General features: G+C 55.2%; 27 protein-coding genes and 1 pseudogene. 19 read left to right on the plus strand and 9 right to left on the minus strand.

The annotated features are described in order from the left end of the window. Positions 1–2: 2 nt before the first annotated feature. The 6 genes from CC94_RS0118790 to CC94_RS0118815 are packed head-to-tail and all read left to right on the plus strand — an operon-like array spanning position 3 to position 6,292. Complete coding sequence (locus CC94_RS0118790; protein WP_005372431.1) at positions 3–329, plus strand: hypothetical protein; 327 nt, start codon at positions 3–5, stop codon at positions 327–329. After that, on the plus strand, positions 322–891 hold the full coding sequence (locus CC94_RS24385) for a hypothetical protein (protein ID WP_215731691.1): 570 nt from the start codon (positions 322–324) through the stop codon (positions 889–891). Before CC94_RS0118790 ends, CC94_RS24385 begins: the two co-directional genes overlap by 8 nt. Beyond that, positions 891–3,041: a heavy metal translocating P-type ATPase gene (locus CC94_RS0118800; protein ID WP_031431794.1), complete on the plus strand. Its 2,151-nt coding sequence runs from the start codon at positions 891–893 to the stop codon at positions 3,039–3,041. Before CC94_RS24385 ends, CC94_RS0118800 begins: the two co-directional genes overlap by 1 nt. 16 nt (positions 3,042–3,057) lie before the next feature. After that, the gene (locus CC94_RS0118805; protein ID WP_005372436.1) at positions 3,058–3,285 is read left to right on the plus strand and encodes a FeoA family protein; all 228 of its coding nucleotides are present in this window, start codon (positions 3,058–3,060) and stop codon (positions 3,283–3,285) included. Next, positions 3,285–5,612: a Fe(2+) transporter permease subunit FeoB gene (feoB, locus tag CC94_RS0118810; protein WP_005372438.1), complete on the plus strand. Its 2,328-nt coding sequence runs from the start codon at positions 3,285–3,287 to the stop codon at positions 5,610–5,612. The genes CC94_RS0118805 and feoB overlap by 1 nt, the downstream gene beginning before the upstream one ends. A gap of 11 nt (positions 5,613–5,623) precedes the next feature. Continuing rightward, a complete protein-coding gene (locus CC94_RS0118815) occupies positions 5,624–6,292 on the plus strand; it encodes a hypothetical protein (RefSeq protein WP_005372439.1) in 669 nt (222 codons plus the stop codon). Here the strand turns inward: CC94_RS0118815 and CC94_RS23290 are convergent. Next, positions 6,182–6,787 carry an HMA2 domain-containing protein gene (locus tag CC94_RS23290; protein ID WP_213069372.1) on the minus strand — a complete coding sequence of 202 codons (606 nt, stop codon included), beginning with the start codon at positions 6,785–6,787 and terminating at the stop codon, positions 6,182–6,184. The two genes, CC94_RS0118815 and CC94_RS23290, sit on opposite strands and share 111 nt — an antisense overlap. 117 nt (positions 6,788–6,904) lie before the next feature. On the opposite strand from CC94_RS23290, the gene CC94_RS0118820 reads away from it, so the two are divergent. Beyond that, on the plus strand, positions 6,905–7,192 hold the full coding sequence (locus CC94_RS0118820; RefSeq protein WP_005372444.1) for an encapsulin-associated ferritin-like protein: 288 nt from the start codon (positions 6,905–6,907) through the stop codon (positions 7,190–7,192). Positions 7,193–7,196: 4 nt separating this feature from the next. Here CC94_RS0118820 and CC94_RS0118825 read toward each other — a convergent pair whose 3' ends face one another. Together CC94_RS0118825 and CC94_RS0118830 are read right to left on the minus strand one after the other, a co-directional pair. After that, positions 7,197–8,396 carry a PepSY-associated TM helix domain-containing protein gene (locus tag CC94_RS0118825; protein ID WP_005372446.1) on the minus strand — a complete coding sequence of 400 codons (1,200 nt, stop codon included), beginning with the start codon at positions 8,394–8,396 and terminating at the stop codon, positions 7,197–7,199. Between the two features lie 15 nt (positions 8,397–8,411). Next, positions 8,412–10,703, minus strand: coding sequence for a TonB-dependent siderophore receptor (locus CC94_RS0118830; RefSeq protein WP_245549351.1), 2,292 nt, complete (start codon positions 10,701–10,703; stop codon positions 8,412–8,414). A 235-nt stretch (positions 10,704–10,938) separates the two neighbouring features. Here CC94_RS0118830 and CC94_RS22575 point away from each other — a divergent pair, with 235 nt between their 5' ends. The 4 genes from CC94_RS22575 to istB all read left to right on the plus strand — a co-directional run bounded on the left by CC94_RS22575 (position 10,939) and on the right by istB (position 13,303). After that, positions 10,939–11,496, plus strand: coding sequence for a helix-turn-helix domain-containing protein (locus CC94_RS22575; protein ID WP_051040372.1), 558 nt, complete (start codon positions 10,939–10,941; stop codon positions 11,494–11,496). Between the two features lie 141 nt (positions 11,497–11,637). After that, positions 11,638–11,955, plus strand: a complete 318-nt coding sequence (locus CC94_RS22580) for a tyrosine-type recombinase/integrase (protein WP_281174045.1) — start codon at positions 11,638–11,640, stop codon at positions 11,953–11,955. A 414-nt stretch (positions 11,956–12,369) separates the two neighbouring features. Then, positions 12,370–12,564 (plus strand): hypothetical protein, encoded by a 195-nt coding sequence (locus CC94_RS23295; protein ID WP_031431799.1) that lies wholly within the window; start codon positions 12,370–12,372, stop codon positions 12,562–12,564. Further along, positions 12,554–13,303 carry an IS21-like element helper ATPase IstB gene (gene istB, locus CC94_RS0118850; RefSeq protein ID WP_005372449.1) on the plus strand — a complete coding sequence of 250 codons (750 nt, stop codon included), beginning with the start codon at positions 12,554–12,556 and terminating at the stop codon, positions 13,301–13,303. The genes CC94_RS23295 and istB overlap by 11 nt, the downstream gene beginning before the upstream one ends. Before the next feature lie 95 nt (positions 13,304–13,398). On the opposite strand, the gene CC94_RS23300 is transcribed toward istB, so the two are convergent. Next, a complete protein-coding gene (locus CC94_RS23300) occupies positions 13,399–13,797 on the minus strand; it encodes a WGR domain-containing protein (protein ID WP_084675427.1) in 399 nt (132 codons plus the stop codon). A gap of 142 nt (positions 13,798–13,939) precedes the next feature. On the opposite strand from CC94_RS23300, the gene CC94_RS0118860 reads away from it, so the two are divergent. The 4 genes and pseudogenes from CC94_RS0118860 to CC94_RS24880 all read left to right on the plus strand — a co-directional run. Next, entirely contained in the window at positions 13,940–14,221 is a 282-nt protein-coding gene (locus tag CC94_RS0118860) for a type II toxin-antitoxin system ParD family antitoxin (RefSeq protein ID WP_005372450.1), read from the plus strand. Beyond that, positions 14,208–14,510, plus strand: a complete 303-nt coding sequence (locus CC94_RS0118865) for a type II toxin-antitoxin system RelE/ParE family toxin (RefSeq protein ID WP_005372451.1) — start codon at positions 14,208–14,210, stop codon at positions 14,508–14,510. The genes CC94_RS0118860 and CC94_RS0118865 overlap by 14 nt, the downstream gene beginning before the upstream one ends. Positions 14,511–14,704: 194 nt before the next feature. Further along, positions 14,705–14,995, plus strand: coding sequence for a type II toxin-antitoxin system TacA family antitoxin (locus CC94_RS0118870; protein ID WP_005372452.1), 291 nt, complete (start codon positions 14,705–14,707; stop codon positions 14,993–14,995). 94 nt (positions 14,996–15,089) lie between these two features. Beyond that, positions 15,090–15,365 (plus strand): annotated as a pseudogene (locus tag CC94_RS24880) (GNAT family N-acetyltransferase); the annotation flags it as partial. Positions 15,366–15,575: 210 nt separating this feature from the next. Here the strand turns inward: CC94_RS24880 and CC94_RS24890 are convergent. Then, entirely contained in the window at positions 15,576–16,085 is a 510-nt protein-coding gene (locus CC94_RS24890; RefSeq protein WP_245549528.1) for a recombinase family protein, read from the minus strand. Between the two features lie 284 nt (positions 16,086–16,369). Here CC94_RS24890 and CC94_RS0118880 point away from each other — a divergent pair, with 284 nt between their 5' ends. The 4 genes from CC94_RS0118880 (at position 16,370) to CC94_RS0118890 (ending at position 21,534) form a co-directional block, all read left to right on the plus strand. Beyond that, positions 16,370–16,621 (plus strand): ribbon-helix-helix domain-containing protein, encoded by a 252-nt coding sequence (locus CC94_RS0118880; RefSeq protein ID WP_005372456.1) that lies wholly within the window; start codon positions 16,370–16,372, stop codon positions 16,619–16,621. Beyond that, the gene (locus CC94_RS23315) at positions 16,608–16,895 is read left to right on the plus strand and encodes a type II toxin-antitoxin system RelE/ParE family toxin (protein ID WP_040578337.1); all 288 of its coding nucleotides are present in this window, start codon (positions 16,608–16,610) and stop codon (positions 16,893–16,895) included. The genes CC94_RS0118880 and CC94_RS23315 overlap by 14 nt, the downstream gene beginning before the upstream one ends. Positions 16,896–17,309: 414 nt before the next feature. Beyond that, positions 17,310–20,042: an SIR2 family protein gene (locus CC94_RS0118885; RefSeq protein ID WP_169740979.1), complete on the plus strand. Its 2,733-nt coding sequence runs from the start codon at positions 17,310–17,312 to the stop codon at positions 20,040–20,042. After that, the gene (locus CC94_RS0118890) at positions 20,032–21,534 is read left to right on the plus strand and encodes an argonaute/piwi family protein (RefSeq protein ID WP_031431803.1); all 1,503 of its coding nucleotides are present in this window, start codon (positions 20,032–20,034) and stop codon (positions 21,532–21,534) included. Before CC94_RS0118885 ends, CC94_RS0118890 begins: the two co-directional genes overlap by 11 nt. A gap of 254 nt (positions 21,535–21,788) precedes the next feature. Here the strand turns inward: CC94_RS0118890 and CC94_RS21830 are convergent, their stop codons facing one another. From CC94_RS21830 to CC94_RS21835, 4 genes are all read right to left on the minus strand, one after another. Next, on the minus strand, positions 21,789–23,159 hold the full coding sequence (locus CC94_RS21830) for a glycoside hydrolase family 15 protein (protein ID WP_213069373.1): 1,371 nt from the start codon (positions 23,157–23,159) through the stop codon (positions 21,789–21,791). Positions 23,160–23,280: 121 nt separating this feature from the next. Continuing rightward, entirely contained in the window at positions 23,281–23,667 is a 387-nt protein-coding gene (locus CC94_RS24390) for a trehalase-like domain-containing protein (RefSeq protein ID WP_213069374.1), read from the minus strand. Beyond that, positions 23,667–25,067 carry a glucose-6-phosphate dehydrogenase gene (gene zwf / locus CC94_RS0118900; protein ID WP_005372462.1) on the minus strand — a complete coding sequence of 467 codons (1,401 nt, stop codon included), beginning with the start codon at positions 25,065–25,067 and terminating at the stop codon, positions 23,667–23,669. Before zwf ends, CC94_RS24390 begins: the two co-directional genes overlap by 1 nt. A gap of 276 nt (positions 25,068–25,343) precedes the next feature. Beyond that, the gene (locus tag CC94_RS21835) at positions 25,344–25,784 is read right to left on the minus strand and encodes a glutathione binding-like protein (RefSeq protein ID WP_245549352.1); all 441 of its coding nucleotides are present in this window, start codon (positions 25,782–25,784) and stop codon (positions 25,344–25,346) included. Positions 25,785–26,006: the final 222 nt, after the last annotated feature.

Raw genomic sequence — 26,006 nt, forward strand, 5'->3', positions numbered from 1 at the left:
TCATGAAACACCTCTACTATCCCTACGCCCCCGGCACAGTCGGAGCACGCGGCGACGGCAGTTTTACCAGGGGCTTTGTCGCCTCGGCCTGCATTTCCGCATTCCAGGATGTTGCCCATCCGGATTTTAAAGCCGATTACTTGCGGGTACTGCGCCACGGCCTGCAAGGCGGCACGGCGCTGGCGGCCGGTTCGCATGCGGCCCGATCACTGCACCAGGGCGATTACACCAGTGCCCTGCTGTCCGTCGCCGTCGGCGCGGCCGGCGTGTTGTTGCTGGAGAACCTGCTGACCGATAAAGTGGAAACCAAGGAGGCCGGCGATGAGTAAAAAACACCACAAAACACGAAACCGCGAAGGCTTCGATTACGGCTACGGCCAGCCTTGGCCAAGCGAAGGATTCGGCCCGGCCCAAGCGCCCTGGGGCGCCTACCCCCCGGGCTATGGCCAAGCGCACTCTGTTTACGGGCCGCAGCCCGGTTACGCGCCCGACATGGGCATGCCGCCGGAAGCACACGGCCACGGTTACAACCACCACGATGACGCAGCCGCTTACGGTCCCGGTTACGGATCGACTTATGGGTATGGCGGCGGCTTTCGGCATTCCGGGAACGGCTACGGTTCCGACAATTATGCCCCGGGCGGTTTCAATCGCGATTTTTTGCGTGAGACGTCATCCCTGTTTTCGTCACAGCACACCGACCAGTTTCTGTTGGGCCTGCTATTAGGTGCCGGTGCGGCCTGGGTGTTGAGTGACGAGGAAATCCGCGGCAAACTGATCAAATCGGTGATGAAGGCCTATGCCGGCGTAGCCGGCGGTTTCGAAGAACTGAAGGAGCAAATGGCCGACATTCGCGCCGAAGTCGCCGCCGAACGCCACGGGGACGAGTAATGACCGCGACCTGGTTCGCCAAGCTTGAGACCGTGCATCGCAACCGCGGCCGGGTGCGTTTTCGCTATCGCTGCCGCAAAACCACGTCATTCGAACCGCGCCAAATCAGCCGCGCGGTCGAAGCGATCAAGGGCGTACTAACGGTCAAGGTCAATCCGGCCATTTGTGCGCTGGTCATCGAATACGAAGCCGGCATGACTGACGCCGATACGCTGGCCGCCGCCCTTCTCGCCTTGCCGCCGCCGGCCCATCCTTTGCCAAACGGTAAGGTGCTGGCCAGCGATGCGGCCCGCCTGGGCGCGGTGGCGATGAGCGGCGCGACCTTACTGGCCAGCCGCAATCTCCAGCCGGCTTTGCAAATGCCGGTCGCCTTCGGCACGGCGGTGCCGCTGCTCGGCGAAGCCATCGACGATTTTCTGGAAAAAGGCATTACCTCGCATGTGCTCGAAGCCCTGGCCGTCGCCATTTCAATCGGCCGCCACGATTATCTGGCCGCCAACACCACGTCGTTTTTATTGGCCTTGGGCGAATACCTGGAGCACTCCATCGCCCGGCGTTCGGACGATTTATTGAAACACCTGCTGGAACCCGGCAGCAGGGAAGTCTGGGTCGAACGCGACGGTGTCGAAACCCTGGTTGCAGCACAAGACGTCATCGTCGGCGACACCGTGATCGCCGCCACGGGCACGGTGATTCCGGTCGACGGCACGGTGCTGGGCGGCGAAGCACTGGTCAACGAAGCCACCATGACTGGCGAAAGCGTCCCGGTGGTACGGCGGCGGGGCAATAAAGCGCTGTCCGGCACCTTGGTCGAGGAAGGCCGCATCCGGATTTATGCCGAACAGGTCGGCCGCCAGGCCGCCGCTTCGCGTATCGCCGACTTGGTCGAACAATCCTTGACCGTCAAAAGCGAAACCCAATTGGAAGCCTCGCGCCTGGCCGACAAAACCGTACCGCTGGTCCTGGCGCTGGCGGCAGCAACCTGGCTGATTTCACGCGACAGTGAACGGGTCGCCGCGGTCTTGCAGGCCGATTATTCCTGCGCATTGAAACTGGCTACCCCCGTGGCGTTCAAATCGGCGATGTACCGGGCCGGCCAAAGCAATATCCTGGTCAAAGGCGCCAATGCCCTGGAACGTTTGGCCAAAGCCGACACTTTCGTGTTCGACAAGACCGGCACCCTGACCAGCGGAACCTTGCAGGTCACCGATTCGATCACCTTCAACCGGGACTACACGCCGGAAGATCTGATCAATCTGGCCGCTTCGGTCGAGGAGCATTATTTCCATCCGCTGGCGCAGGCCGTCGTCGAAGCGGCGCACAGCCTGGACCGCCACCAGCATTTCCACCATCAGGAGGTGGAGTTCGTCGTCGCCCACGGCGTCGCCAGCGTGATCGACGGCCAACGCATCGTGGTCGGCTCACGGCATTTCATCGAAGACGACGAAGGCATTGCCATCGATGAATATCGCGAAGTGCTCGATAAAATCCATGCCGAGGGAAAAACCCTGCTGTATATCGGTTTCGGCGGCAAATTACTCGGCGTCCTGGTCCTGACCGACACCATCCGCCCCAACAGCGCCGCCATGATAGCGCGTTTGCGCACCTTGGGCGTCAAGCGCATTCTGATGCTGACCGGCGACCATCACGACCGCGCGCGCCTGCTGGCGGAAGAATTGGGCCTGGACGAATTCCGCGCCGGTCTACTGCCGCACGAAAAAGCACAGATTCTGGAAGAGCTGGCCGGACAAGGCGCCCGCCTCGCCTTTATCGGCGACGGCGTCAACGATGCGCCGGCCCTGAGCGGCTCCCTCGTCGGCATTGCGATGCATCGTGGCGCCGACATCGCCCGCCTAGCCGCCGACATTACCTTGCTGGAAGACGACATCGCCCGCGTCGCCGATGCCCGCGCCTTGGCCCTGGCGACAGCCAGGCTGATCGACAGCAATTTCAAGCTGACGGCGGGCCTCAATACCGGCATTTTATCGGCGGCCGCCATCGGCTGGCTGAATCCGATCAAGGCCTCGATGCTGCACAACGGCAGCACCATCGCCATCTTGCTGCGCGCGCTGCTGGGCGGCGGCATGCCGTCCAAAACCCAAACCCGCGCCGGCCGCCCACCGCCCAAACTCAAACGTTCAACCAGATAACTCCTCAGGAAACCCCATGACATTGAAAGATCTCTCCATTGGCGACCGCGCCAAAGTGCTCGGCTTCAACGAAACCGGCAAGGCCTACCGGCGCAAACTCCTGTCCATGGGCCTGACGCCCGGTACCGAGATCAGCCTGATCCGGGTCGCGCCAATGGGCGATCCGGTCGAAATTCTGATCCGCGGTTATTCGCTTTCGCTACGCAAAGGCGAAGCCGATGCATTGACCATCGACAAACTCTGATGAAGACGCGTTACACCATCGCTCTCGTCGGCAACCCCAATTGCGGTAAAACCACCGTGTTCAACGCCCTGACCGGGGCACGGCAACGGGTCGGCAATTGGCCCGGCGTGACCGTCGAAAAAAAAAGCGGCGAATATTTGTACAAGGAAGCGCATTTCGAGGTCGTCGACCTGCCCGGCACCTATTCCCTGGACGTGGCCGATAAGGAAGTCTCGCTGGATGAAAAGCTGGCGCGCGACTATGTGCATGGTAACGAGGCCGATCTGATCGTCAATATCGTGGATGCGTCGGTTCTGGAACGCAGCCTGTACCTGAGCAGCCAACTGGCGGAAATGCGAGTGCCGATGCTGGTGGTGCTGAATATGGTGGATGTCGCCGAAAGCAAAGGCAGGAAAATAGACGCCACGGCCCTTGCGAAATATCTGGGTTGCCCGGTGGTGCCGGTAGTCGCCTCGGAGAACCGGGGCATCGCGGAGCTCAAGTCTTCTATCATCGACGCGGCTCGCCGGCCCGGCCCCGCCACGGTCGATGTCCATTACGACCAGGCGCTGGAACAGGTCATCGCCTCGTTGACCGGCCGGCTGACCGAAACGGCGGCCAGCATGGGCATCTCGTCGCGCTGGCTGGCCGTGCGCCTGCTGGAAGGCGACGATCTGGCGCTCGGCGTCGTGGATCCTGCCTTGCATGGGGAAATACGGGCGCTGTCCCAAGGGTTGGACGAAGACACCGACATCATGATGGCCGATGCCCGTTTCAGTCTGGCCCACCGCATTACGGCCGAGGTCATGACCGTCAGCGGCCGCATCAGCCGCGATCTGACCAACCAGATTGACCGGATCGTATTGAACCGGGCGCTGGGCATTCCCATTTTTCTGTTGGTGATGTACCTGATGTTCATGTTCACGATCAAAATCGGCGGCGCGTTCATTGATTTTTTCGATCAGTTCGCGCAAGCACTGTTCGTGGACGGTTTCGGCATCTGGCTGACCCATATCGGAACGCCGGCGTGGCTGACCTTGCTGCTGGCCAAGGGCATCGGCGGCGGCGCGCAGGTCGTGGCGACCTTCATTCCGGTGATCGGTTTTCTGTTCCTGTTTCTGTCGGTGCTGGAAGACTCCGGCTATATGGCGCGCGCCGCGTTCGTAATGGACCGCTTCATGCGCTGGATCGGCCTGCCCGGCAAATCGTTCGTCCCGTTGATCGTCGGCTTCGGCTGCAACGTACCGGCGATTATGGCCACGCGTACGCTGGAACACCGCCGCGACCGGCTGATGACCATCGCGATGGCGCCGTTCATGTCCTGCGGCGCGCGGCTGCCGGTCTATGTGCTGTTCGCCGCCGCGTTCTTCGCCGAGGGCGCGCAAAACATCGTCTTCGGTTTATATTTGATCGGCATCGTGGTGGCTGTGCTGACCGGCCTGATCCTGAAGGCGACCCTGCTGCAAGGCGAAGCCACGCCTTTCATTATGGAACTGCCGCCCTACCACTTGCCGACTCTCAAGAGCATCGGCATCCTGACCTGGGACAAGCTCAAAGGGTTCGTCTTACGCGCCGGCCGCGTCATCGTGCCGATGGTGCTGGTCCTGAATATGCTCAACGCCATCGGCACCGACGGCAGTTACGGTAACGAAGACAGCGACAAATCGATATTGGCCACGGTCGGCCGCCAGATTTCGCCGGTCTTCGCGCCGTTGGGTTTGAATGAAAACAACTGGCCGGCCGCGGTAGGCATCTTTACCGGCGTACTCGCCAAGGAAGCCGTGGTCGGGACGCTGAATGCCGCTTATGCCGCGCTGGCCGAAACCGGCGAGGCCAAGGACGAGAGCGAGGCATTCAACTTGACGGCGAGCATCGGCGCCGCCTTCGCCACGATTCCGGCCAATCTTGCCGAAGCGTTTGCGTCATGGCTCGACCCGTTGGGGCTGAACATCGGCGACGTCAGCGATCAGGCGGCATTGGCCGAGAAGGAAGAAATCTCCACCGGTATCTTCGGCGCGATGGCCAGCCGCTTCGACGGCACCGCGGGAGCGTTCGCTTACCTGCTGTTTATCCTGCTGTATCTGCCCTGTACCGCCGCGATCGCGGCGATTTATCAGGAGTCGGGCCGAGGCTGGACCGTATTCGTCGCCCTCTGGACCACCGGCCTGGGTTACGGGCTGGCCACGCTGTATTACCAGGCGGCGACCTGGAGCCGTCATCCTCGGCAGTCTTTGGTCTCTATCACGGTCGTTCTCAGCTTGTTCGCCGCCGTATTGCTCATCTTGCGTTATTTCGGCCAGCGAGAGAACAGTCGCTTGAACCGCGATCCCGCGGCAAGCCAGCGCTGAGCCTGCCCGGCATGGATACGGCTCCCGTACTGCTGGTGATTGGCATCCATCGCGATGAATTGGCCTTTGGCCGCACGGTTGCCGAAAGCCTGGACCCGCGGAAGGTACAGGTTTTGACGATACCGGAAGGCCTGTCCGGCAAGCGCCCGCTGATCGATCAACAGTTCAAATACAATACCCTGCATCAAGCCTTATATCGGCAGTTATTGCCTTCGATCCAGGGCCGACATACCTTGCTTCTCGATCTGCATACCGGCAGCGATCCAGCCGGCCCCAGCGCCGACTTGATCTGCGCCGATGCGGCCTGGCGCGATCGGCTGGCGTTTGAAATCGCCGCCCGCCCGGCACTGGCCGCGCAAAACCTGCGCATCGTCCCGCTCGGTACCGTAAGCGAATTTCCGCATGCGCACACGGTGATCCCGAAGCAGATCTGGAATAATCCGGAATTTATCTATCTGGGGATGGAAATCTATTTGCCGGAGACGGCGTCGGGACAAACGGCGGGGCGAGATCTGGCGCAGTCGTTGGTAACGCTGGTTGCCGACTTGGCGGCCAAGCCTTTTCCAACCTCAACGCAGCAACGACTTGCGGTGAGTCGTCAAATGCACCCCCAAACAAGCCACGAACAGACCGCCGGCGACGGCGTGCCCACGTTTCTGCCCGGTCGCCGCCAAGGCTAACGAGGTCGCCAGGCTACCCAGCATGCCCACCTTGGCATAACGGTTGACGCGCATCTTCATCGGGCGCTTTGATTTAGCCAGCGGCGCATCCAGGGCTTTGTCGACGACCGCATCGACCTGGCTTTCCAAGAAAGCCATATCGACCTGCCCAGGATCGAAGTTTACCACCACACTGCCGGCACGGGCATTGGCTTGCAGCTCGGTAATGCCGGCAATTTTCCCTAGTTCAACCTCCAGTATATCCAGCCGTGCCTGATGGCGTAAACGATTGTCGCGCACCCGGATTCGTCCCGGTAATGAAGAAACGATTCTGCTCAATGATATAGCCTCTACCAACATTCTGAGAAATTCAAATGACGCCCATGCAGGGAACCAATATTCTAAATAAAAATTATACTCATTTGCAGCCACAAAGTCAGCATTCGATTTCTCCGGCTTCGATTCGGAGATCCTTCCGAGCAAAGGACGAGAGCAATAATGTATGTGTTTTGCCACTCGATTTGCCAGCGTGTACAATAGATACAGACCCTATCTTTCAGATCGACTGCTACGGTTGACGCGGCAACGCAGACAAAACTTATCCCTTCAAGCTACCGGTAAAGGAGCATATCCATGGCAAACGACGGCTACCAAGAACCTGTAAACGAATTGAGCGATACGACGCGCGATATGCACCGGGCGATTATTTCGCTGCGCGAAGAGTTGGAGGCCGTGGATTTTTACAATCAACGTGTGGATGCGTGCAAAAATCCGGAACTTAGAGCCATCCTGGCGCATAATCGCGACGAGGAAAAAGAGCATGCCGCGATGTTGTTGGAATGGATTCGTCGGCAAGACCCAAAATTCGAGCACGAATTGAAAGACTATTTGTTTACCGACAAACCCATAGCCCATTTGTAAGCGCTTAATGCCTAGCCCGTGTCGGCTTCCGCTTATGCAGCCAAATCCGCGTGCCGGTGACCGCCATCAATAGTACGCCTATGCCGATTATCGAAACCAAGATCCGGCCCGGCAGCCCGATGATACGGCCGCTATGCAACGGCAGTTGCCAAGCCTCGAACACGTCGGCCGCCGTGCCGGTTCCGGGTACATAGTCACCCAGGTAGACACCGGTCTCGCCATCGTAATAAAGATAACTAAGACCCAAGCCCTCCGTCTCGCCGAAACCGACGCCAAACATGCCGTATTGGGCATTGTAAAACATCGTGGCGGGCGGCCGGCGCCAGCCACGGCCGGCCGCATCGGTTTTGGCGGTTTGCAACACCTGTTGAAAGCTAATCTTTGCCTCTGTCAGGGGGCCCTCGGCACGCTGCTCGCGGACGTCGAACGGCGAAAGGGTAAAATCCGAGAACAGCGAAACGGCGGGCTCGAATACGGCATCACGCAAATTCAGCGAAATCGCGCTGACGGAAAGCATCAGCATGAAGCAAAACAGCCACAAGCCGCCGGCACGGTGCAGATCGAAGTTGAAGCGGGTACGGCTCGCCGACGGTTTGATGCGCCAAACGGACATCCATCGGTGCAGCCAGGTTTTACGTTGAGGGTCCGAATTTAACGAAGACTGAGCCGCAGGCATCCGGTTTGTGGAGAACTTGGGAAAGGTCAGATAAAAACCGATCAGCGATTCGAAGAGCCAAATGATCGCCGCCATACCCATCACCCATAGCCCGACTTCGCCCGGTAATTGCAGGCTGTAATGGAACGCATAGATGAAGGGAATCAGATGCCGTCTTTCGAAACAGCAAGCACCCCATAGCCTGCCGCCCAAAACCTCAGCACTAACGGGGTCGACGAACAATTCGTCAGCCGCAGGTTCCTGATTCGGGTCGGCAGGCCTTACCGTCACCTGCAACGCGTTACCCGGCTCGCGCGTTAAAGGCAGCGACACCACCCGGTATTGCGGCTGCTCGCGTTGCAGTCGAGCCAGCAAATCGGCTGTGTCCAACATCGGCCCCTGCGCAGGGCTGTCGAATAATTCGGGATTCAGCCAGGCATCCAGTTCCTGCTGGTAGGCGATGATGCAGCCGCTCAAGGCGGCCTGCAGCAAAAACAGAGCGGCCGCCAGCCCCAGATAACGGTGCAGCCGCGCCCAGATTTTTCGCATTACCCGACCCGTCGTTTACCAGTTATAACGCAGGCTGGCCAGTACCGAGCGGCGGTCGCCGTAATAGCAGGTATCATCGCCGCAGGTCACCACATATTCGTGGTCGAGCAGGTTGCTCATATTGACGCCAAGGCGCAAACCTTGCATCGAACGGTCCAGCCTGCCCAGATCGTAATGAACGGAGGCATCCATCAATATATAAGCCGGGGCTTTCTGGCTGTTGCTCAAATCGCCGTAGTTGCTGCCGATGTAACGCAAACCGCCGCCCAGTCCCAGGCCGGCGAACTCGCCTTGTGGATGCGTGTAATCCATCCACAGCGAAGCCTGATGCTCCGGTGTGTAGGTCAGGTTTTTCCCAAGCTCCGCTTCGTTATTGGATTGCATGACCTTGGCATCGGTATAAGTATAGGCGGCGGTCATATTGAGTCCCCAGTCGAGGCTGGCCTTGCCTTCCAGTTCCACCCCTTGCGACCGGACTTCGCCGGTTTGTTTTTGAAACATGCCCGGAAACGGCTTCGCCAAATCGGGAGTCAACACGTTTTCCTGCACCAAATGGAAAAATGCCGCGGTGATAAAGGCATTGTAACCCGTCGGCTGATACTTGATGCCGACTTCATGCTGACGCCCGGTCGTCGGTTTGAACGGTTTGGAAGAACGGTCGGTGCCGACCGCCGGGTCGAACGATTCGGAATAGCTATAATACGGGGCAAAGCCGGTGTCGAACTGATAGCTCAAACCGGTACGGTAGGTAAACGCTTCGCTGTCCTGGCGGCTCGGTGTGTACGTCGGGTGAGCGTAATCGACGATGTTGGTGCCAATATCCTCGTTCTGATAATCGGTTTTCAAGGTATCCACCGACGCCCAATCGTAACGCACTCCGATCGTGGCAACCCAACGGTTCCATTTCAGTTGATCCTGGCCGTAGAAACCGATCTGGTCAAGCTGCTGGTTGACGCGGCCGGAAGTATTCGGCGTCGAAAACGACAAACCGGTACTGGGATCGATCAGCGGCCGTCCGTAAGTCGGGTTGTAAGCATCGAGGCTGGATGCCGAAAAGACATATCCGGTCTGCCGTTTGCCGGTGAAATGGCGATAATCGAGCCCTGCCAAAAAGGTGTGTTGAACATCTCCCGTGGCAAAATCCGCCTGTAATTGATTATCCAGGGTAAAGGTGCCGGTATCGTCTTGGTAAATGCCGGCGTCACGGTCTATCAGACGCTGGCCGGACAGACCCTGATCAGAATCCAGAAAGCCGGCGCCGTAATACGGAAACATGCCTTTCAATTGGCTTTCCACATGGGCGTAGCGCACGTTTTGCCGGGCACTGAACACCTTGTTGAACCGGTGTTCCAACGCATAGCCTACCGAGAATTGTTCACGTTCGTAACCATCGAAACCCGGTTCACCGAGAAAACGGCTGGTCGGCAGCCTGCCGTTCGGATTACCCAAGACGCTGCCTTGATAAGGAAAAAACTGCATCGCGTTACCCGTTTCATCCTTCTGATAATGGCTCAGGAAGGTAAACGTGGTGGCATCGCTCGGCTTCCAGGTAAAACTCGGCGCGACATAATAGCGATTGTCCTCGACGAAATCGACCTGGGTATCGCTGCCTCGGCCCAAGGCCACCAGCCGATAAAGCAAATCGTCGCGGCCGGCGACCGGACCGCTCAAATCCAGGCTGCCCTGCACCCGGTCGTAGCTGCCGCCGAGGAACTGGACTTCGTGGAACGGGATTGCCGTCGGCCGCTTGCTCATCATGTTGACCAAGCCGCCGGGGGCATTCTGACCATAAAGCACGGACGAAGGCCCCCGCAATACCTCGATCCGTTCCAGACCGTAAGGCTCGACCCGCAGCTGGGCATAACTGGTACTTGAACTCATCAGGCGGGTACCGTCGAGATATTGGGTACCTTCGAATCCGCGCAAATTGAAATAGTCGTCGCGCGTACTGGGACCGAACATACCGGTGAACACGCCTGGCGTATACGTAACGGCTTGAGTGATGCTTTGCGCGGCGCGCGCGGCAAATTCGTCCTTATTGATGACGCTGATCGATTGCGGCACCTCGATCAAGGGTGTGTCGGTCTTCGAGCCGGACAGCGATTTTTTCACTACGTAACCTTTTACCGGATCGATAGCTTTAGCTTCTTTCTGCCCGACAACTGATACGGTCGGCAAGACTTCCTCGCTTTTGATATCAGAGCTTTGTTTAGCGTCTGGCGTCACTATTCCCGCAGCCGCCGCCCCCGATTCACCCTGAATTTCTTCGGCCGCCAAATCGACGGCAGACCAAGTCGTCGTTAACACGATAAAAATCGCTTTCCGCAAAATCTCGTTAACCGGACCTCGCTCGCATGTACTTTCGAATTGTGGGTTCATAGCTATACCTAAAGAATGGAATTGCCATTATGATATAGTTAATAATAATAATTCTCAATATTGATTTTATTTATTAAAAATCTCATCTTTAGCCTACACTAGTACTGCGCACCTAAAGAATGAGGGATAATAGCCACCCCGAAAACCGTTCCGCAAGGAAGCGATGCGCCCCCTCACCCCGCTTATTTTGACGCCAGCCCAACAATCGACGCTGGAAGCCATTGCCCGAAGTCGGCAACTGCCGCACAGTTTAGTGCAGCGGGCGCGCATCGTTTTAAATGCGGGAGCCGGTCGTCGCAACAAGGCTAGCGCGCAGAACCTTGGCATCAAAGAAGAGACGGTCGGCTTGTGGCGTCGTCGTGGGCTGTCGGCTCAAGAGGGGCTGGCCGCCTGCGAAGACGAGCCTGACCCTTTACGCCGACAGATCGAGGCGGTTCTGGCGGATGCGGAGCGTCCGGGTGCGCCACAGACCTTCAGCGCCGAACAGGTCTGCCAACGGCTGGCGTTGGCGTGTAAAACGCCGCCTTCGCCTTTGACCCATTGGACACGCCAAGATTTTCGAGATTGGGTTGGCATTCTGTCTCGGCGCTTGCTCAAACGCGGAAGCTCCACTTCAACTGACGATCTCAAGCACAGAATTTTTCAGTTCATCGATTTCTTCAATGAAACTTTCGCTAAACCTTTTCGCTGGACTTATACCGGAAGACCTCTGGGGGTGTAAAAATTATTCGGTGGATTTGCGGTGCGTTGTACTAGTTGTACTAGATGTGACTGTGTTCATCGTTACTGAGGATATGGCCAAAAATGGGCATGAGCGGATTGTGCCGCTCAACGCCGTGGCCCGATCGATCGTGAACAAGTACTGAGGCCAAAGCGAGTACGTTTTTCATCGCGACGGGGCAACCGGTTGGACCGGATGAATAACCGGGCGTGGCGGAAGGCAAGGACGGCGGCAGGATTGTCGGAAGTGCGTGTTCACGATTTGCGCCACACGTTCGGCATGCGTCTTCGCGCGGCCGGCGTCGATCTGGAAGATCGTCAGGATTTGCTCGGGCATCACAACGGCAACATCACGACGCATTACAGCAAAGTAGAAATTGCGTGCCTGATCGAATGTGTTGAGCTGCTTTGCTGCGAAGGTCACCAACGTCCTGAACTGACGCTGTTAAAGCGAGCTTGAGAATCAGGAAAAACCGGCAGAATTCCGGCAGTCAGAAATGACAGGCATAAAAAGGGCTGTCCATCAAAACTAAGTCATTGTTTTATATAAATTAAGTTGGTGGGTCGTATTGGATTCAAACCAATGACAACCGCATTAAAAGTGCTAAATATATAATTTAAATAATTGTTTTTATTTAACAAATAAAGACACTCGTTGCCCTACATTGCATTACGATGCACTACGGATCATGATAGAAGCACGCAAAAATCACGCGTGGATTGGGAAATAATCTTTCTATAAGACAAGTGTCTAATTTTTTATTACTATTGGTGGTACGGGATCGCATTCTCAAACAGGAGCAAGGTGATCGAGCCTTTGCCGATCTGTTGCTGATAGCGAAGGAGTTGAGAGATAGCGGTCTGAATGTCTTAAATGGCCTGCGATTTGACCTTGCAAACCGGCGTTATCAGTTCGGCGATTGTGCTGAATGAAATGCGCCGGCTAACCGAAGCCGCCAGGCCAAAAACACTGGATGATACTCCCGCCTCGGCACCCACGCTGACCTTGGAACCCGTGGCCGATTGCAGCCGCTACGATACTTTGCGGAGTTCACGCCATGTCCATTGATCGTGCAATGCTCCTAAAGGATCTTCACCTCTACGGCATGGCTGCGGCCTGGAGCGAGTGGCAAGCAGAGTTCTCTGTTCAGCAGAAACCCATGATGCCGGAAGTCTGGCTGGATCGCCTGATTAAAGCCGAACAAATCGACCGTCAAGCCCGCAGCCTAAGCTATCAGCTCAAAGCAGCGCGCTTTCCCCTTCATCGCGATTTGATGAGCTTTGACTGGCAGGAAACCCCGTTACTGCGTAACAGAATTGAGCAACTGGCGGCCGCCGCCTTTATGGATCAAGCCTACAACTTAATCCTGGTCGGCGGCACCGGAACCGGTAAAACCCATCTGGTTATCGCCTTGGCAGTTGCCGCGATACATCAAAGTAAACGGGTGCGCTTTTACAACGCGGTCGATCTGGTCAATCAACTGGATAAGGAAAAGCAGCACGGCAAAGCCGGTAACCTCGCCAAGCAACTGACGCTGATGGATGCCGTCATCCTGGATGAATTGGGGTACTTGCCGTTCCCGGCGTCCGGCGGCGCTTTGCTATTCCACCTCATCAACCATTTGTATGAAAAAACCTCGCTGATCATTACCACCAATCTCAACTTCGCTGAATGGGTACAGGTTTTTGGCGATGCCAAGATGACCACAGCGCTGTTGGATCGTGTGACTCATTACTGCGATATTTTGGAAACGGGTAACGATTCCTATCGGTTTAAGCAGAGGAAAAAGGCGACAGAGAACCAATAACCCTAAAACTTAACTGGAAATTATTCGACGTTCTTTGCTGGAAACTTTTCAACGCCGTTTGACATGCTTGGTGTTCAAGGTCTTCTTTGAGTGCTTTATTCACTAAATTCCGGTCCTTTGGGTTCGTCTGTAACCGCATAGGATACTATATCTGTTGTGCCTGTTGTTGGGCGCGCCGTACTTCCCTTTATCATCGCTGGAAGCCTACCCAATATCGACCATTGAGCTGAATTCAAGGTCGTACGAATTTTATAAGCGACGCCGATTCGTTTCGGAGCGGATTGCCGGCATTTGAGGGACTTTTGCACGTATTTGAGTGCTTCGTCTTCATTGTTGACGACGGAGATAAGAGTTCGTCCTTTACCGCCGATCCGTCCGTAAGTGGTTTCTACAATCGAGTTGCCGAAGAGATCTTGGCCATAGGCAATAGAATAGGCACGATAAATGTTACGAACAGGATCTTGGGCTTTGAGGTAGGCGACGGGTGTTATCATGGACTGAACTCCCGCCCCTGCCCCAGGCATAGGCCGGTAAAACGTGGTTTTGGTCAAAGGGCCGAATCAAGAAAGTCCTTGTCAAAGACTCTACTTATCATGTATGTTTTATATACATGCTATGTATATTATGAGGTTAGCCATGCATATCAACTTATCTGCCGAAATGGAGCAGTACCTTCAAAGCAAGGTCGGCACAGGCTTTTACAGCAACGCTTCCGAGGTCGTCCGCGACGCGATCCGCCGGATGCGGGAAGAGGATGAAAAGCTCGCGGCGCTTCGGGCGGCCGTGCAAATCGGCGACGACCAGCTGGAACGCGGCGAAGGGATCTCGTACACACCAGAGCGGCTGGAAACCATTACCGCTAAAGCTTTTGCCAACGCCCGTCAAGGCAAGAAAGTAAATCCCGATGTCGCTCCCTGATGTCGCGCTAATTCTCTCGCCTCAGGCCGAGGAAGACTTTACCGACATCCTGCAATACACCCTCAACACCTGGAGCGAGGCGCAGACTTATGCCTATCGGGCTATCCTCGACAAGGCGCTTTTGGCCATTCAGCAATATCCCCAAATCGGCCAGGTCCGGCCCGAGCTTTCGGCCGCGCACCGCCTCTTTCCAGCGGGTCATCATATCATCGTTTATCGGGTCAAAGACAATACCGTCTATGTCTCCCGTATCCTGCATGAACGAATGGATATAACGCGACACATCTGAAACAGTTGATTCTCAAGCGGACGCTTACCGCCAGTCGAGACACGCGCATAGCCTATTTTTAGAGCTAGCTGTCTGAAAAACCCTTGTTTTCAAGAGAGCGCAGATTGTTCTAAAAATCGTGTTGTTGATATGCTGATGGTGTACTGGTAATGTGTGTACGTCTGTGCTAGATTAGCAAGCAGGAGGTAACCGATATGAAAACGAACAAACGTAGCGACCGGATTGATCTCCGGATTGACCCGAAAGCCAAAGAAGCGTTGCAAGCGGCCGCCTTGCTCAAGCATAAAACGGTCAGTGAATTCATTCTGGAAAATGCGCTCAGTGCAGCCAATGAAGTGCTGGCGGATCGCCGGTATTTTGTGCTGAATGCCGAACAATGGGAAGCGTTTCAGGCGGCGCTCGACGCCCCGCCGCGAGCTCTGCCGCGGCTTGAACGCTTGATGAAGGAGCCCGGTTTCTTCGATGTCCACGCCGCGGAAAACTAATCCGCGTATCGAAAAGCTGCAACGCACCCATGACGTTGAGGCTTTCGATTGCGGGCAAGAACACCTCAACCTGTATTTGCAGCGTTATGCGCTGATGAGCCAACGCGCGGACGGGGCGCAGACTTACGTGGGCCTGGCGGATCATGTCATCATCGGCTACTACACGTTGCTCGCCGGCAGCGTCGTCTATGAAGAGGCCCCCGAGCGGTTGACTAAAGGCCTCTCCCATCAGCCTGTTCCGACGATGCTGTTAGGCCGTTTCGCGGTGGATCTTGCCTGGCAAGGCAAAGGGGTCGGCGCCGGCCTCTTGCGGGACGCCATGCAGCGCACCGCGCAGGCGGCCGATATTGTTGGCATTCGGGCCTTATTGGTTCATGCCAAGGACGACGCGGCGAAAAGTTTTTATGAACATTTTAATTTCTTCCGTTCGTCCTTTTCCTCCAATCCGTCCGTAAGTGGTTTCCACGACCCAGTTGCCAAAGATATCCTGCCCGTAGGAAAGCGAATAAGCCCGGTGAATATTTCGAGTGTGATCTCGCGCTTCAAGATAGGCAACGGGTGTCAACATGGTTCGGTCTCCCTAACCGCTCCCCTTCCCCCCCGGCAAGTGTCGATACAGCGTAGAGGGAGCCACCCGGAGGCGCTTGGCCACCTCTTCCATGGTGATCTCCGGATCGGACAGCATCGCTTTAGCGGCCACCAAGTCTTTCGCGTTCAACGCCGGGGGACGGCCCCCTTTTTTACCTCGGGCACGGGCGGCCTCCAGGCCGGCTCTCGTGCGCTCGCGGATGATGGAGCGTTCGAACTCCGCCAAGGCGCCGAACACATGAAACACCAATTTCCCACCGGCGGTCGTGGTGTCGATCGCTTCGGTCAGTGATCGAAGTCCAATACTCCGGCTTTCCAGTAGCTCTACTGTTTTGATCAGTTGCTTCAGGGAACGTGCCAAGCGGTCCAGTTTCCAGACCACCAGGCTGTCCCCTGCCCTGAGATAGTCTAGCGCGGCTAATAGCTCCGGCCGATCGCGTTGCGCACCGGACGCTTTTTCGACAAACAGCTTTTCACAGCCTGCGGCCTTTAGCGCGTCCAGCTACAGGGCGGGATTTTGGTCTTGCGTAGAAACACGGGCATAACCGACGAGCATAAAGCCTCCGAAAATTCAGTCGCAGTACGAGTTATTCAGAGAGGAGTGTCAAGACATAGTTATAAGAATTGAAGGGATAACAGAAAGTTAGCGTTTGTCAGGAGATCACTTTGAGAATTAAACATCGATCCCTATCTCTTAAAAACGGGGTTGGGGATTCTGTTATTTGTTTTCTAGGGTGCGTATATGGTGTAATATTGGTGTATAGTAGATTTTTGAGAGATCACGCCATGGTGAGACAAAGCATATCCGTATCAGAGCCCAATGACGAATGGCTGAAGGCTCAAGTCGCAAGCGCAGAATACAGCAGTAAGAGCGAAGTGATTAATGACTTAATCCGGCGGGCGCGGAGGCAGCAGCTTGAGGTCGAACATGTTCGCGCTGAACTGATTAAGGCCGAGCAAAGCGGGTTCACCGACGAGAAACCGGAAGATTTATTGGCCAACTTCAAGGAAGAAGCACAGCGAGATGGGCTCTTATAAACTCACCCGAAAAGCCCGCGCTGATTTGAAGAGAATCTGGCTATACGGTGTTAAAACGCATGGAAGTCAAAGAGCTGATCAATATCATAGAGGTATCCTTGAACGCTTAGATCAAATTGCTGATCAGCCCTATTTATTTCAGGCTGTTGAGCATATTCGAGAAGGCTATCGGCGGAGTGTGTATGGAACCGATAGCATCTATTACCGGATCAATGGCGATAGAGTTGAAATTATGGCTATATTAGGGAGGCAGGACACAGAAGATTGGCTGTAGGCACCCCTCGTTTATTTTGTCTACCTTCCCTCTTCTCCAATAAACGACCTCATTCGGCAACAGTATGATAAGGTAACCCCTATTCAACGATAGAAATGTATCAGGTTCCATGCCTAAGCCCCATTATTGTGCAGAGGACTACTTGTTTAGTCCCACACATAAATGGTGTAAATGACTTCTGAAAATGACAGTATGAAATTGGGTTTTCACTAGCCTGTTAGCTGTTGGTCCACGCAGCCTAAATGTAATACAATTAAATAAGGGCTAGCTCAACGTGTGGATTACCGCTTTAAATTTGATACGAAATGCGCAAGTATTAGCATAGGTCCTAATTAAGAAAATGAATCAGAGGGTTGAGAGTTCGGATAGCTTAGGATTGGCACAACATTGATGCGAACAACCACGACAGGGCGCTTGCGCTCTCTGCTAATAGATGGCTATGAGCCTGTTTTGCTTCTCGGAGCAGGAGCGTCGATTAAATCCGGCATCCCTGCTGCTGCGTTAACTGTTGAAAAAGCAGCCCGGTGGGCATGGTGTAAAGAACACTGCCGACATCACGAAGATAATTCAATTCGGCGATCTGATTACTGGCCATGGCTCACTGCGCAATCTTGGTACAAGTCTGATTTATCGGATGCAGATCTTTATCCAGACGCGATTGATCACCTGTTAGGTGTGAAGAGCGACCGGCGGGAGTTCTTTGAACAGTTAATAAACCCTCTTGGCGTTCACCCGTCTCGGGGCTATGTTGCCCTAACCCAAATTCTCCACCAAGGCTGGATATCGACCATCCTCACAACCAATTTCGACCACTGTTTGGAACGTGCGGCCATCCAGCACAATCGACCTCATCGCTTGGTCAGTATTAGCACCCCAGCCGATTACATAATGTTCAGTTCGGCGCCTCAGGACCCTCAATTGATTTTCTTGCATGGTTCCGTTAAACATTACAGCGATAAGAACTTAACGGACGAGGTTCAGTCACTTGACGCCAAAATCGTTGACCGATTGGAGCCACTCCTGCGCGACCATCCGATAATTGTCGTGGGATATCGCGGAGCCGAAGCATCTGTAATGAAGGATCTGTTTCTGGCGCATGCTAATTCTGAAGGCTTTTTACATGGCGTTTATTGGTGTGTGCTGGAGGGTGAGGTTGACGGCCCGTTTTCTCCATTTGTCATCGAACTTGCGAACCAGATCCGTTCAAATTTCCAGCTCGTTCCCATCAAAGGTTTTGACGATCTTTTTGAAAAGGATTTACTTAATAGCATGATAGCGGCCGGCGCACGACCAACCCGACGACGCTCAGGTCACAATGTCGGTGGCATGCCTGCAGATATGCGGCCGCTTATAGGTTTCGATGTTTCGGGATTCGAAGTACCACTCCTCCATGCTCGCCTTTCGCAATATGCAGACAAGACCGATCTCTGGCGGCCAAAGGAAATCGACGCGACGTGGATTGAGGAAATGACTGATAGGTTGGATCTCGTCCGTCCCATTGATGCATCAAAAGCCCCTACTCTCGCTGGCTGGCTTCTCTTCGCGCAAAATCCATCAGCAGATTTTAAACAAGCGCGCGTTGAATTTCGTGCAATAGGGCCCAGCCATTGGCTCCGCGAACGATTTGGGGATGATATCGAGTTAGAGCCAGCTGAGCGGGAAGATGATTACAGCGTTCGCCGAACAATTGGGGGAAATCTTTGGAATCAGTTGGATGTACTAATTGACCTGCTTGCGCTTGTAAATTTCCAATTCCGGCTAAAAGCAGAGGTGTCAAGGACCGTAAGCGCCTACAATGCGATCGCCATTAAAGAGATGATTGTTAACGCCATCGTCCATCGAGATTATGATCGAGACGAGCCAGTTTACGTTGAGGTTCAGCCGAAATCGATTACTGTGAAAAGTCCAGGGGGAGTAATTGACGAAATTGCAGCTCAAGTTGGCAATCAGCCTTTCCAAGAAGCTATCGCGGGACGAACAAATCCCATTAAAGGCTATCGCAACCCTGCGATTTCCGATCTTTTCTATGGTGGAGGGCAGATGGATCGCCGTGGCTCCGGTCTGCCTGACATGGTGCTACTGACACTGAACAATAATGGCTCGGTCGCGTTCGGTCCATCGCCTGACAATCGAAATTTTACGGTCACTATCGAAGCCCGGCCCGAGGCTGTTGATGAAATCACCAACACCGCTTTGCCGTTGACCGAGGAAACGGTCCGCTATTCGTCAAACTTGATCCCGATCGCGTTGATGCCAGAGAAAGTCTGGCATGCCGCCACTACCGCGAAATCGAACGCTAGCTTCTATCGCAATGCTCAAGGTTTGGCCGCTCCGCCAGGTCACGTCAGCGACGGCCGCTTCTATTCGCTCTACAATTTAGAGGAGATAGCGGATGTATTGATTACCCCCTTTGAGCCGGGGGACATCGAGACACTGGGTTTTTCCGAGCTTATCAGCTTTCCGGGAGGCGAGGCGATTGCTTTAAAGCTGCTTCATGAGCTGATCTTCGAGCATTTAAAGTCTAAAGGTCTCCAGATCGAGTTTAATCGTCGCCGCGCCTATTTCGGGCGAGGAGATGAGCCCGAATTGAAGGTCAGCTATCAGGGGCGACTTCGTAAAGCCACCCGTACAGTCGTCAAGGCACGAACCAAGCGCGACTCTGACGATATCGTCTATTACGAGCACAAGGCATTCAGTTTCTCAGTGATGCGCTTTGGAGAGGATTGGGCTCTAGTCATCACGCCGGGCTATGCCTTCACACGGGATGGGCTTCGCAGCCCAATCGGCCAAGAACGCACAAACATCCTGTCAACACGTCGGGCCGCTCTCGATTTCAATCCTAGCGTCCTGCAGGACGTCTCCTTCTGGCTTGCCGTGCTTTCGAGCGAGGCTGAAGGCCTCTTTGCCCTCGAACATCGTCCGGACAACGACTTTGCGCACTTCGCCCCCACTGTGTTGCTCTCGCCCCGCACGCCAACAATTTCGTTCAATATCTCGGCTTTCAACGAACTCTCGCAACGCAATCAGGAAATCGATGAAGATCTTGTAAAACTTGATGCCGAACTTGAACAGCTCGCCCTCGAACCGGACGACGATGAAGTTGACGACGAGCCGCCCGAGCACGACGGGGCGCGCGATGACGATTGACCTTTCGATTATTGAATTGTCGCCGCCGCGCCTGCAATTCGGCGGTGCCATTACGCATAGTGACCCCAAAGTTGGGTTGCTTGCCGCAGGCCCATTTGATCTACGATTCGGATCCGCAAGAAAGGACCACATTCATGTCGGTATTGTCGGTCCGGCTGACCAAGTGGTAGCAGCGAGGAGATGGCTTGATCGGTGTAGTCTTGAAATCCCCGTGCTTGGCAATGCAAATCTCCTCAAAAGGCCATTTCCGGGATTTGCTGACGCTTTTCACAAACAACTGGTAGCACCTGAATCATCATCGATCGCTCTGAACTTCGACACAAATGATAATCTCGCACGTGCTCTGCAGGGCGACGCTTATACCGCCTTCCAAAATGTCGTCGATCTTTATGCCGATGCACATACCCGTCTTTCATCCCGTGACCTTAATCGTCCCGATATTATTTTGATGTGCATCCCTGACAGCGTTTTCGCTAAGGTTGGATCGGTAGAAAGGAAAGCGACAGAGGAAGAGCGAAAGCGGGCCAAAACAATCCAACGCACTCGTGAGAGCACTCAACTTGATCTGTTCGATGATATATTGGATGAGGTTGAGCAGACGTCTGAAGACTTTCTCAGGCGTGATTTGCGGCATGCACTTAAAGCCAGAGCACTCAGGAATCGATTGCCGATCCAGCTTGTAACCGATGCTTTGCTCAATGATACCTCGCGCAATCAAGATCCTGCCACGCGCGCATGGAATTTTGCCGTAGGCCTCTATTACAAGGCCGGCGGCGTGCCTTGGCGGCTACCGCCGAACGGTCCCGATACTTGTTTCGTAGGCATCAGTTTTCATCATTTTCGTACAACACAGCGTGCGATTGTTCGGTCGAGTCTTGCACAGGCGTTTTCAAGTAACGGAGAGGGCTTTGCAATTAGAGGAGAAGGAGTACCTGTCGAGCCCAATCAGAGCCGAAATGTTCATCTTTCCGAGTTGCAAGCCTTCCAGATAGCTCAAAACGTTCTGTCTGAGTATGAACTTCGAACTGGCGGCGCTCCTTTGCGTGTTGTACTGCACAAGACCTCTTATGTTGATGCAGCCGAGCGCGCGGGATTTGAAGCGGCGCTGAAAGACATTCCAATCGTCTCAATGGTTACTTTAGTCCCCAGCCTGTTTCGTTTAATGCGTTATGGCGCTTATCCCCCAAAAGTCGGTACAGTCTGTACAGTCAACAACGATAGATCTTTCCTTTTTACGTCGGGTTTTATGCCGGAGCTTGGCACCTATCCAGGTCCACACATACCTCAACCTTTTGAGGTACGTTGCCTAGGCTCTGAGAATGCGGTTGCGGCAGCTCAGGATGTTCTCAATCTTACGCGCATGAATTGGAATACCGCAGATATCCGAGGCAAATGGCCTGTTTCCTTGTCATTTGCACGGCGCGTTGGTGGAATTCTTGACGAATATGGTGATGAGGATCTCATGGAGACATCTTTTCGCTATTTCGTGTGAAAAAAGGCCAAATAGTTAATCATTGGCCGCTATTTATCTATTTTCAGCCTTCCTGACAAGTTGGTCGATAGGCTAAGACTGGATGGCCTTTACCCGATTGCCTCTTAAAACGGCCATTTTTGAGAGACAGCAACAGGCAAAACCGATCCGACCCTTTCGGACTTGTTACATCAGTCCGAATGACAGTGGTTATCTGAGGGGGACAGAAAAGACCGGCATGGATTGCTGGCTTAGCTAGGAAGTCATCCCTTGCATCACTTGTCAGTTGCAGGGTTTTCATGAGTTTTAGCGCCTGCCCCGTGCTTTTTTGGGAGTGCTTCATGAGCGGCGACAGGGTGCTCGCCTTTCTCGTAAGCGCGTTTGGACTGGTTCACGGGCATGGACAACAGGCAGGCCGTATTGATCAGCGCCATGTGCGTCAGTGCCTGCGGAAAGTTTCCGAGCAGGTGCCTTTCGCGGGGATCGTATTCTTCCGCCAACAATCCAACATCGTTGCTTAATGCAAGCAGTCGCTCGAAGACAGCCTCGCCTTCGTCGCGTCGTCCCATCAACACCAGGCTGTCTGCAAGCCAGAATGAACACGGCAAAAATGTACCTTCGCCCGGCGGCAGCGCGTCCACATCGGCGGTGGGCAAATAGCGCAGCACCAAGCCATCGACGACGAGGTTGCGCGCGATGGCATCGACCGTCCCGCGTACACGCGGATCGTCGAGCGGGAGGAAACCGACCTGGGGAATCAAAAGCAGGCTTGCATCGAGATGCGGCGAGCCGTAGGACTGCACGAAGGCATTGATTTTCGCATCGTAACCCGCCGCGCAGACTTGCGCGTGGATCGCCTCACGCACTTGCCGCCAACGCTCGACCGGGCCATCCAGCCCGAAGGCCTCCACGTCCTTGATCGCGCGATCGAAGGCGACCCAGGCCATCACTTTGGAATGGGTGAAATGGCGGCGCGGCCCGCGAACTTCCCAGATGCCCTCATCCGGCAACTGCCAGTGCGACTCCAGGAAATTCAGCAGGGCTAGCTGGATTTCCCAGGCATGAGGCTCCGGTTTCAGGCCGGCAGCTCGCGCCAGGTGTAACGTATCCATAACTTCACCGTAAACGTCGAGCTGGAACTGCTTCGATGCTGAATTGCCCACACGCACCGGAGCCGCGCCGTCATAGCCGGGAAGCCAGCCCACCTCGTATTCATCCAGACGCCGCTGACCGGTGACGCTGTAGAGTATCTGCAGATCGCCGGGGCAACCCGCCACCGCGCGGAGCAGCCATTCCCGCCAGGCAATCGCCTCTTCGTGATAGCCGGCGAGCAATAGCGCGTTCAATGTGAATGTCGCATCACGCAGCCAGCAGTAACGATAGTCCCAGTTGCGCTCACCGCTCTGTCGTTCCGGCAGTGAAGTCGTGGGCGCCGCAACGATCCCTCCAGTGGGCGCATAGGTCAGGGCCTTCAGCGTGATCAATGAGCGCACGACGGTATTACGCCAGCGCCCCTGGTAGGTGCAGCACCCGGACCATTGACGCCACCCATTTTCGGTTGCCGTCAGCGCCTGCTCAGGGTCGAAGGCCTGCTGAATCGCCTTCGTGAGAAGGGCGGTAAGTGAGCACGAATGGCGTCCGTTCACCCTGGCATACCTGAAACTCGGCGATGGTTTTCATATCTTCGCCGTGGACGGCGACTGCTGTGCGCAATTCCAGGGTGTCCGGCCCCGCGGTCGCCAAGCGCATATCGCCCAATTTCCGAACTCAGGGTATGATAGAACCGTAATCGAAACGGATGATAAGTTCCATGCGCAGGGTCACTCGCCCACTTAACCCTTCGACGATACGCAGAACATCCCAGCGCTCAGCCGAGAGCGGCATGCAGTCGATGATTCGCACGGCACCGTCGTCCGTCTCGAATTCAGTTTCCAGAATCAGGGTGCCATCGCGGTACTTGCGTCGAATGCTGCGGATCTCTGCGGCGGGCGCGATCAGCCAGCGCCCGTGCCCCGGCTCTCCCAGCAACGCCGCGAAACACGCGCCCGAGTCAAAGCGGGGAAAGCAAAGCCAATCGATGGAGCCGTCGCGGCCGACCAATGCCGCGGTATGACAATCGCCGATCAGTGCGTAGTCTTCAATCGGAAGGGGCATCAGTAAACCTCGAGGTTGTACCAGTAGCCGTCCGCAGCGATGAGTGTGTCCGCCTGTTTCGGTCCCCAGCTGCCGGGCGGGTAAGGATGCGTTCGGTGATGCGTATCAAGAACCGGATCGACCACCGCCCAAGCGGCCTCGACCGCCTCTTCACGCGTAAAGAGCGCGCTGTCGCCCGCCATCGCATCACTCAACAGCCGCTCATACGGCAGTTCCGCTCCCGGGTACTCGTCCAACAAAAATAGCTCGTGCTGATCGCCAACGAATTCCTTGCCCGCGCGTTTGACGCGCGCGGCAAGTGCGACAGCCGAATTGGGGGAAAGCCGGAAGCGCAGGTAATTGGCTCGCCCGCCTGCCGGGGCGGAATCGTCGAACAGTCGTTGCGGTGGCGGCTTTAATTCCACCAAAACCTCGGCTGCCGTGGTAGCCAGGCATTTCCCGGAACGCAGGTACCATGGCACACCCGCCCAGCGCCAGGAATCAATGAAGAGACGCAGGGCGCAGAAGGTCTCGACATCCGAGTCCGCCGCCACGCCCGGTTCTTTGCGGTAGCCCGCGTACTGGCCGCGCACCACGTCGTCCGACGTTAGCGGCCGCATGGCATAAAATACTTTGGCCTTCTCGCTGCGGACAGCATTGAAGCCTTGATACGCGGGAGGCTCCATGGCGAGTAACGCGACGATCTGAAACAAGTGATTCTGAATGACATCACGCAGGCAACCGGCAGTTTCATAAAATGCACCGCGTCCCCTCACCCCGAAATCCTCGGCCAGGGTGATCTGCACGCTGGCCACGCAGTTACGGTTCCAGATCGGTTCGAGGAACGAGTTGGCGAAACGGAAATAGAGGATATTCATGATGGCCTCTTTTCCAAGAAAATGATCGATACGGAAAATCGAGTCTTCTGCGAATTCCGACCGCGCGATGCGATTCAGTTCACGCGCTGAAGCCAGGTCGCGTCCGAACGGTTTTTCGACGATGACACGTGCTTGATCAGCCAAACCCACGGCACCGAGGCTTTTGATAACCGTGGCAAACAGGGCGGGCGGAATAGCAAGGTAATGTGCAGGCCGACGAATATCCCCCAATGCTCGTTTAAGTGCCTTGAATGTAGGCAGGTCATTATAATCGCCGCCCACATACTGGAGCCGGGAAAGAAGGTGGTCGAGAGCGTCCCGATCATCAATTTCGCCGGCATGCTGGATGCTGTCCGTCGCATGGATACGCAGCTGCTCCAGGCTCCACGGCTGGGCAGCGACTCCTACCACCGGCACCTTGAGAACACCGCGCTTGGCCATTGCGTAGAGCGCAGGAAAGATCATCTTGTAAGCGAGATCGCCCGTTATTCCGAAGATCACCAGCGCATCGGCTGGCGTTTTGCGACTATGTGAATTGCCCATCGCAGCGCTCCTTTTTCTTCTCATTGTGCCCACCAAGCGCACTCCATTCGCGGGTTTTCACCATGCCTTGGCATGAGCGTTTTCTGACACCGTCGTGGAGACGCCAATGCAGCTTTTCGCCGGTCAAGTCAAAGCGGTCCGCCACGATAACAAAAAATCATGAAACATCATTGGGTCTCGAGAGAGATCCAACGAAACCGGCACGGGTTTCTTCCAGATAAAGTTTGCCGGATATCCTGTAAGAGGTTCCTCCATAGGGGGTTAGTGACGAAGCCCCTATGCCCGCATGGCCTCCCCCACCGAGGGCCGGGCCGCGACTTGGGTAAGGTAATCCTGGAGCCTGGACCACTTCTTGAGATCGACTTTCAGCAAAGCGCTCCAGTTAAGGATGGTAAAGAGATAGGCATCGGCCACGGTGAACGAATCACCCGTCAGATAAGGCTTACCGTTGAGCTGATGCGTCAAATAATCGAAACGTTGGCCAAGCCGTTCCAACTGAGTTTCCCGCCATTCCACGGGGATTTTAGGGTTGAACAGCGAACCAAACAGCTTGTGGAGCTCCGAAGAGATAAAGTTCAACCACTCCATCAAACGGTAGCGCTCCTTCGTTCCCAGTTTAGGCGCTAACCCGGACTCCGGTTTTTGATCCGCGAGATACTGCAGAATGACCGCCACTTCGGTCAGGATTTCCTCCTCATCGAGCTGCAAGGCAGGCACATAGCCCTTGGGATTGATCGCCAGGTAGTTCTCGCCGCGCTCGGTTGCTTGTTGGCTAGATCCACCTTTTCCAACTCAAAGCGGTAGGCCGCTTCATACAACACGATATGCGGAGCCATCGAACAGGCGCCCGGTGTAAAATAAAGTTTCATAACATGTCTCCTTTCGTTAAAAATAATCTGATTACTTTTAAACGCGCATTAGCGATAAAATTTTGATTAC

The sequence above is a fragment of the Methylomicrobium agile genome (genome assembly GCF_000733855.1).
In the GTDB taxonomy this organism is placed as follows: Bacteria; Pseudomonadota; Gammaproteobacteria; order Methylococcales; family Methylomonadaceae; genus Methylomicrobium; species Methylomicrobium agile.

Bases quoted from the DNA above. Each gene is read 5' to 3' on its own strand.
- CC94_RS0118790 (WP_005372431.1), top strand. From the start codon at position 3: ATGAAACACCTCTACTATCCCTACGCCCCCGGCACAGTCGGAGCACGC.
- CC94_RS24385 (WP_215731691.1), top strand. From the start codon at position 322: ATGAGTAAAAAACACCACAAAACACGAAACCGCGAAGGCTTCGATTAC.
- CC94_RS0118800 (WP_031431794.1), top strand. From the start codon at position 891: ATGACCGCGACCTGGTTCGCCAAGCTTGAGACCGTGCATCGCAACCGC.
- CC94_RS0118805 (WP_005372436.1), top strand. From the start codon at position 3,058: ATGACATTGAAAGATCTCTCCATTGGCGACCGCGCCAAAGTGCTCGGC.
- feoB (WP_005372438.1), top strand. From the start codon at position 3,285: ATGAAGACGCGTTACACCATCGCTCTCGTCGGCAACCCCAATTGCGGT.
- CC94_RS0118815 (WP_005372439.1), top strand. From the start codon at position 5,624: ATGGATACGGCTCCCGTACTGCTGGTGATTGGCATCCATCGCGATGAA.
- CC94_RS0118820 (WP_005372444.1), top strand. From the start codon at position 6,905: ATGGCAAACGACGGCTACCAAGAACCTGTAAACGAATTGAGCGATACG.
- CC94_RS0118825 (WP_005372446.1), bottom strand. From the start codon at position 8,396: ATGCGAAAAATCTGGGCGCGGCTGCACCGTTATCTGGGGCTGGCGGCC.
- CC94_RS22575 (WP_051040372.1), top strand. From the start codon at position 10,939: ATGCGCCCCCTCACCCCGCTTATTTTGACGCCAGCCCAACAATCGACG.
- CC94_RS23295 (WP_031431799.1), top strand. From the start codon at position 12,370: ATGGCCTGCGATTTGACCTTGCAAACCGGCGTTATCAGTTCGGCGATT.
- istB (WP_005372449.1), top strand. From the start codon at position 12,554: ATGTCCATTGATCGTGCAATGCTCCTAAAGGATCTTCACCTCTACGGC.
- CC94_RS23300 (WP_084675427.1), bottom strand. From the start codon at position 13,797: ATGATAACACCCGTCGCCTACCTCAAAGCCCAAGATCCTGTTCGTAAC.
- CC94_RS0118860 (WP_005372450.1), top strand. From the start codon at position 13,940: ATGCATATCAACTTATCTGCCGAAATGGAGCAGTACCTTCAAAGCAAG.
- CC94_RS0118865 (WP_005372451.1), top strand. From the start codon at position 14,208: ATGTCGCTCCCTGATGTCGCGCTAATTCTCTCGCCTCAGGCCGAGGAA.
- CC94_RS0118870 (WP_005372452.1), top strand. From the start codon at position 14,705: ATGAAAACGAACAAACGTAGCGACCGGATTGATCTCCGGATTGACCCG.
- CC94_RS0118880 (WP_005372456.1), top strand. From the start codon at position 16,370: ATGGTGAGACAAAGCATATCCGTATCAGAGCCCAATGACGAATGGCTG.
- CC94_RS23315 (WP_040578337.1), top strand. From the start codon at position 16,608: ATGGGCTCTTATAAACTCACCCGAAAAGCCCGCGCTGATTTGAAGAGA.
- CC94_RS0118890 (WP_031431803.1), top strand. From the start codon at position 20,032: ATGACGATTGACCTTTCGATTATTGAATTGTCGCCGCCGCGCCTGCAA.
- CC94_RS24390 (WP_213069374.1), bottom strand. From the start codon at position 23,667: ATGCCCCTTCCGATTGAAGACTACGCACTGATCGGCGATTGTCATACC.
- zwf (WP_005372462.1), bottom strand. From the start codon at position 25,067: ATGGGCAATTCACATAGTCGCAAAACGCCAGCCGATGCGCTGGTGATC.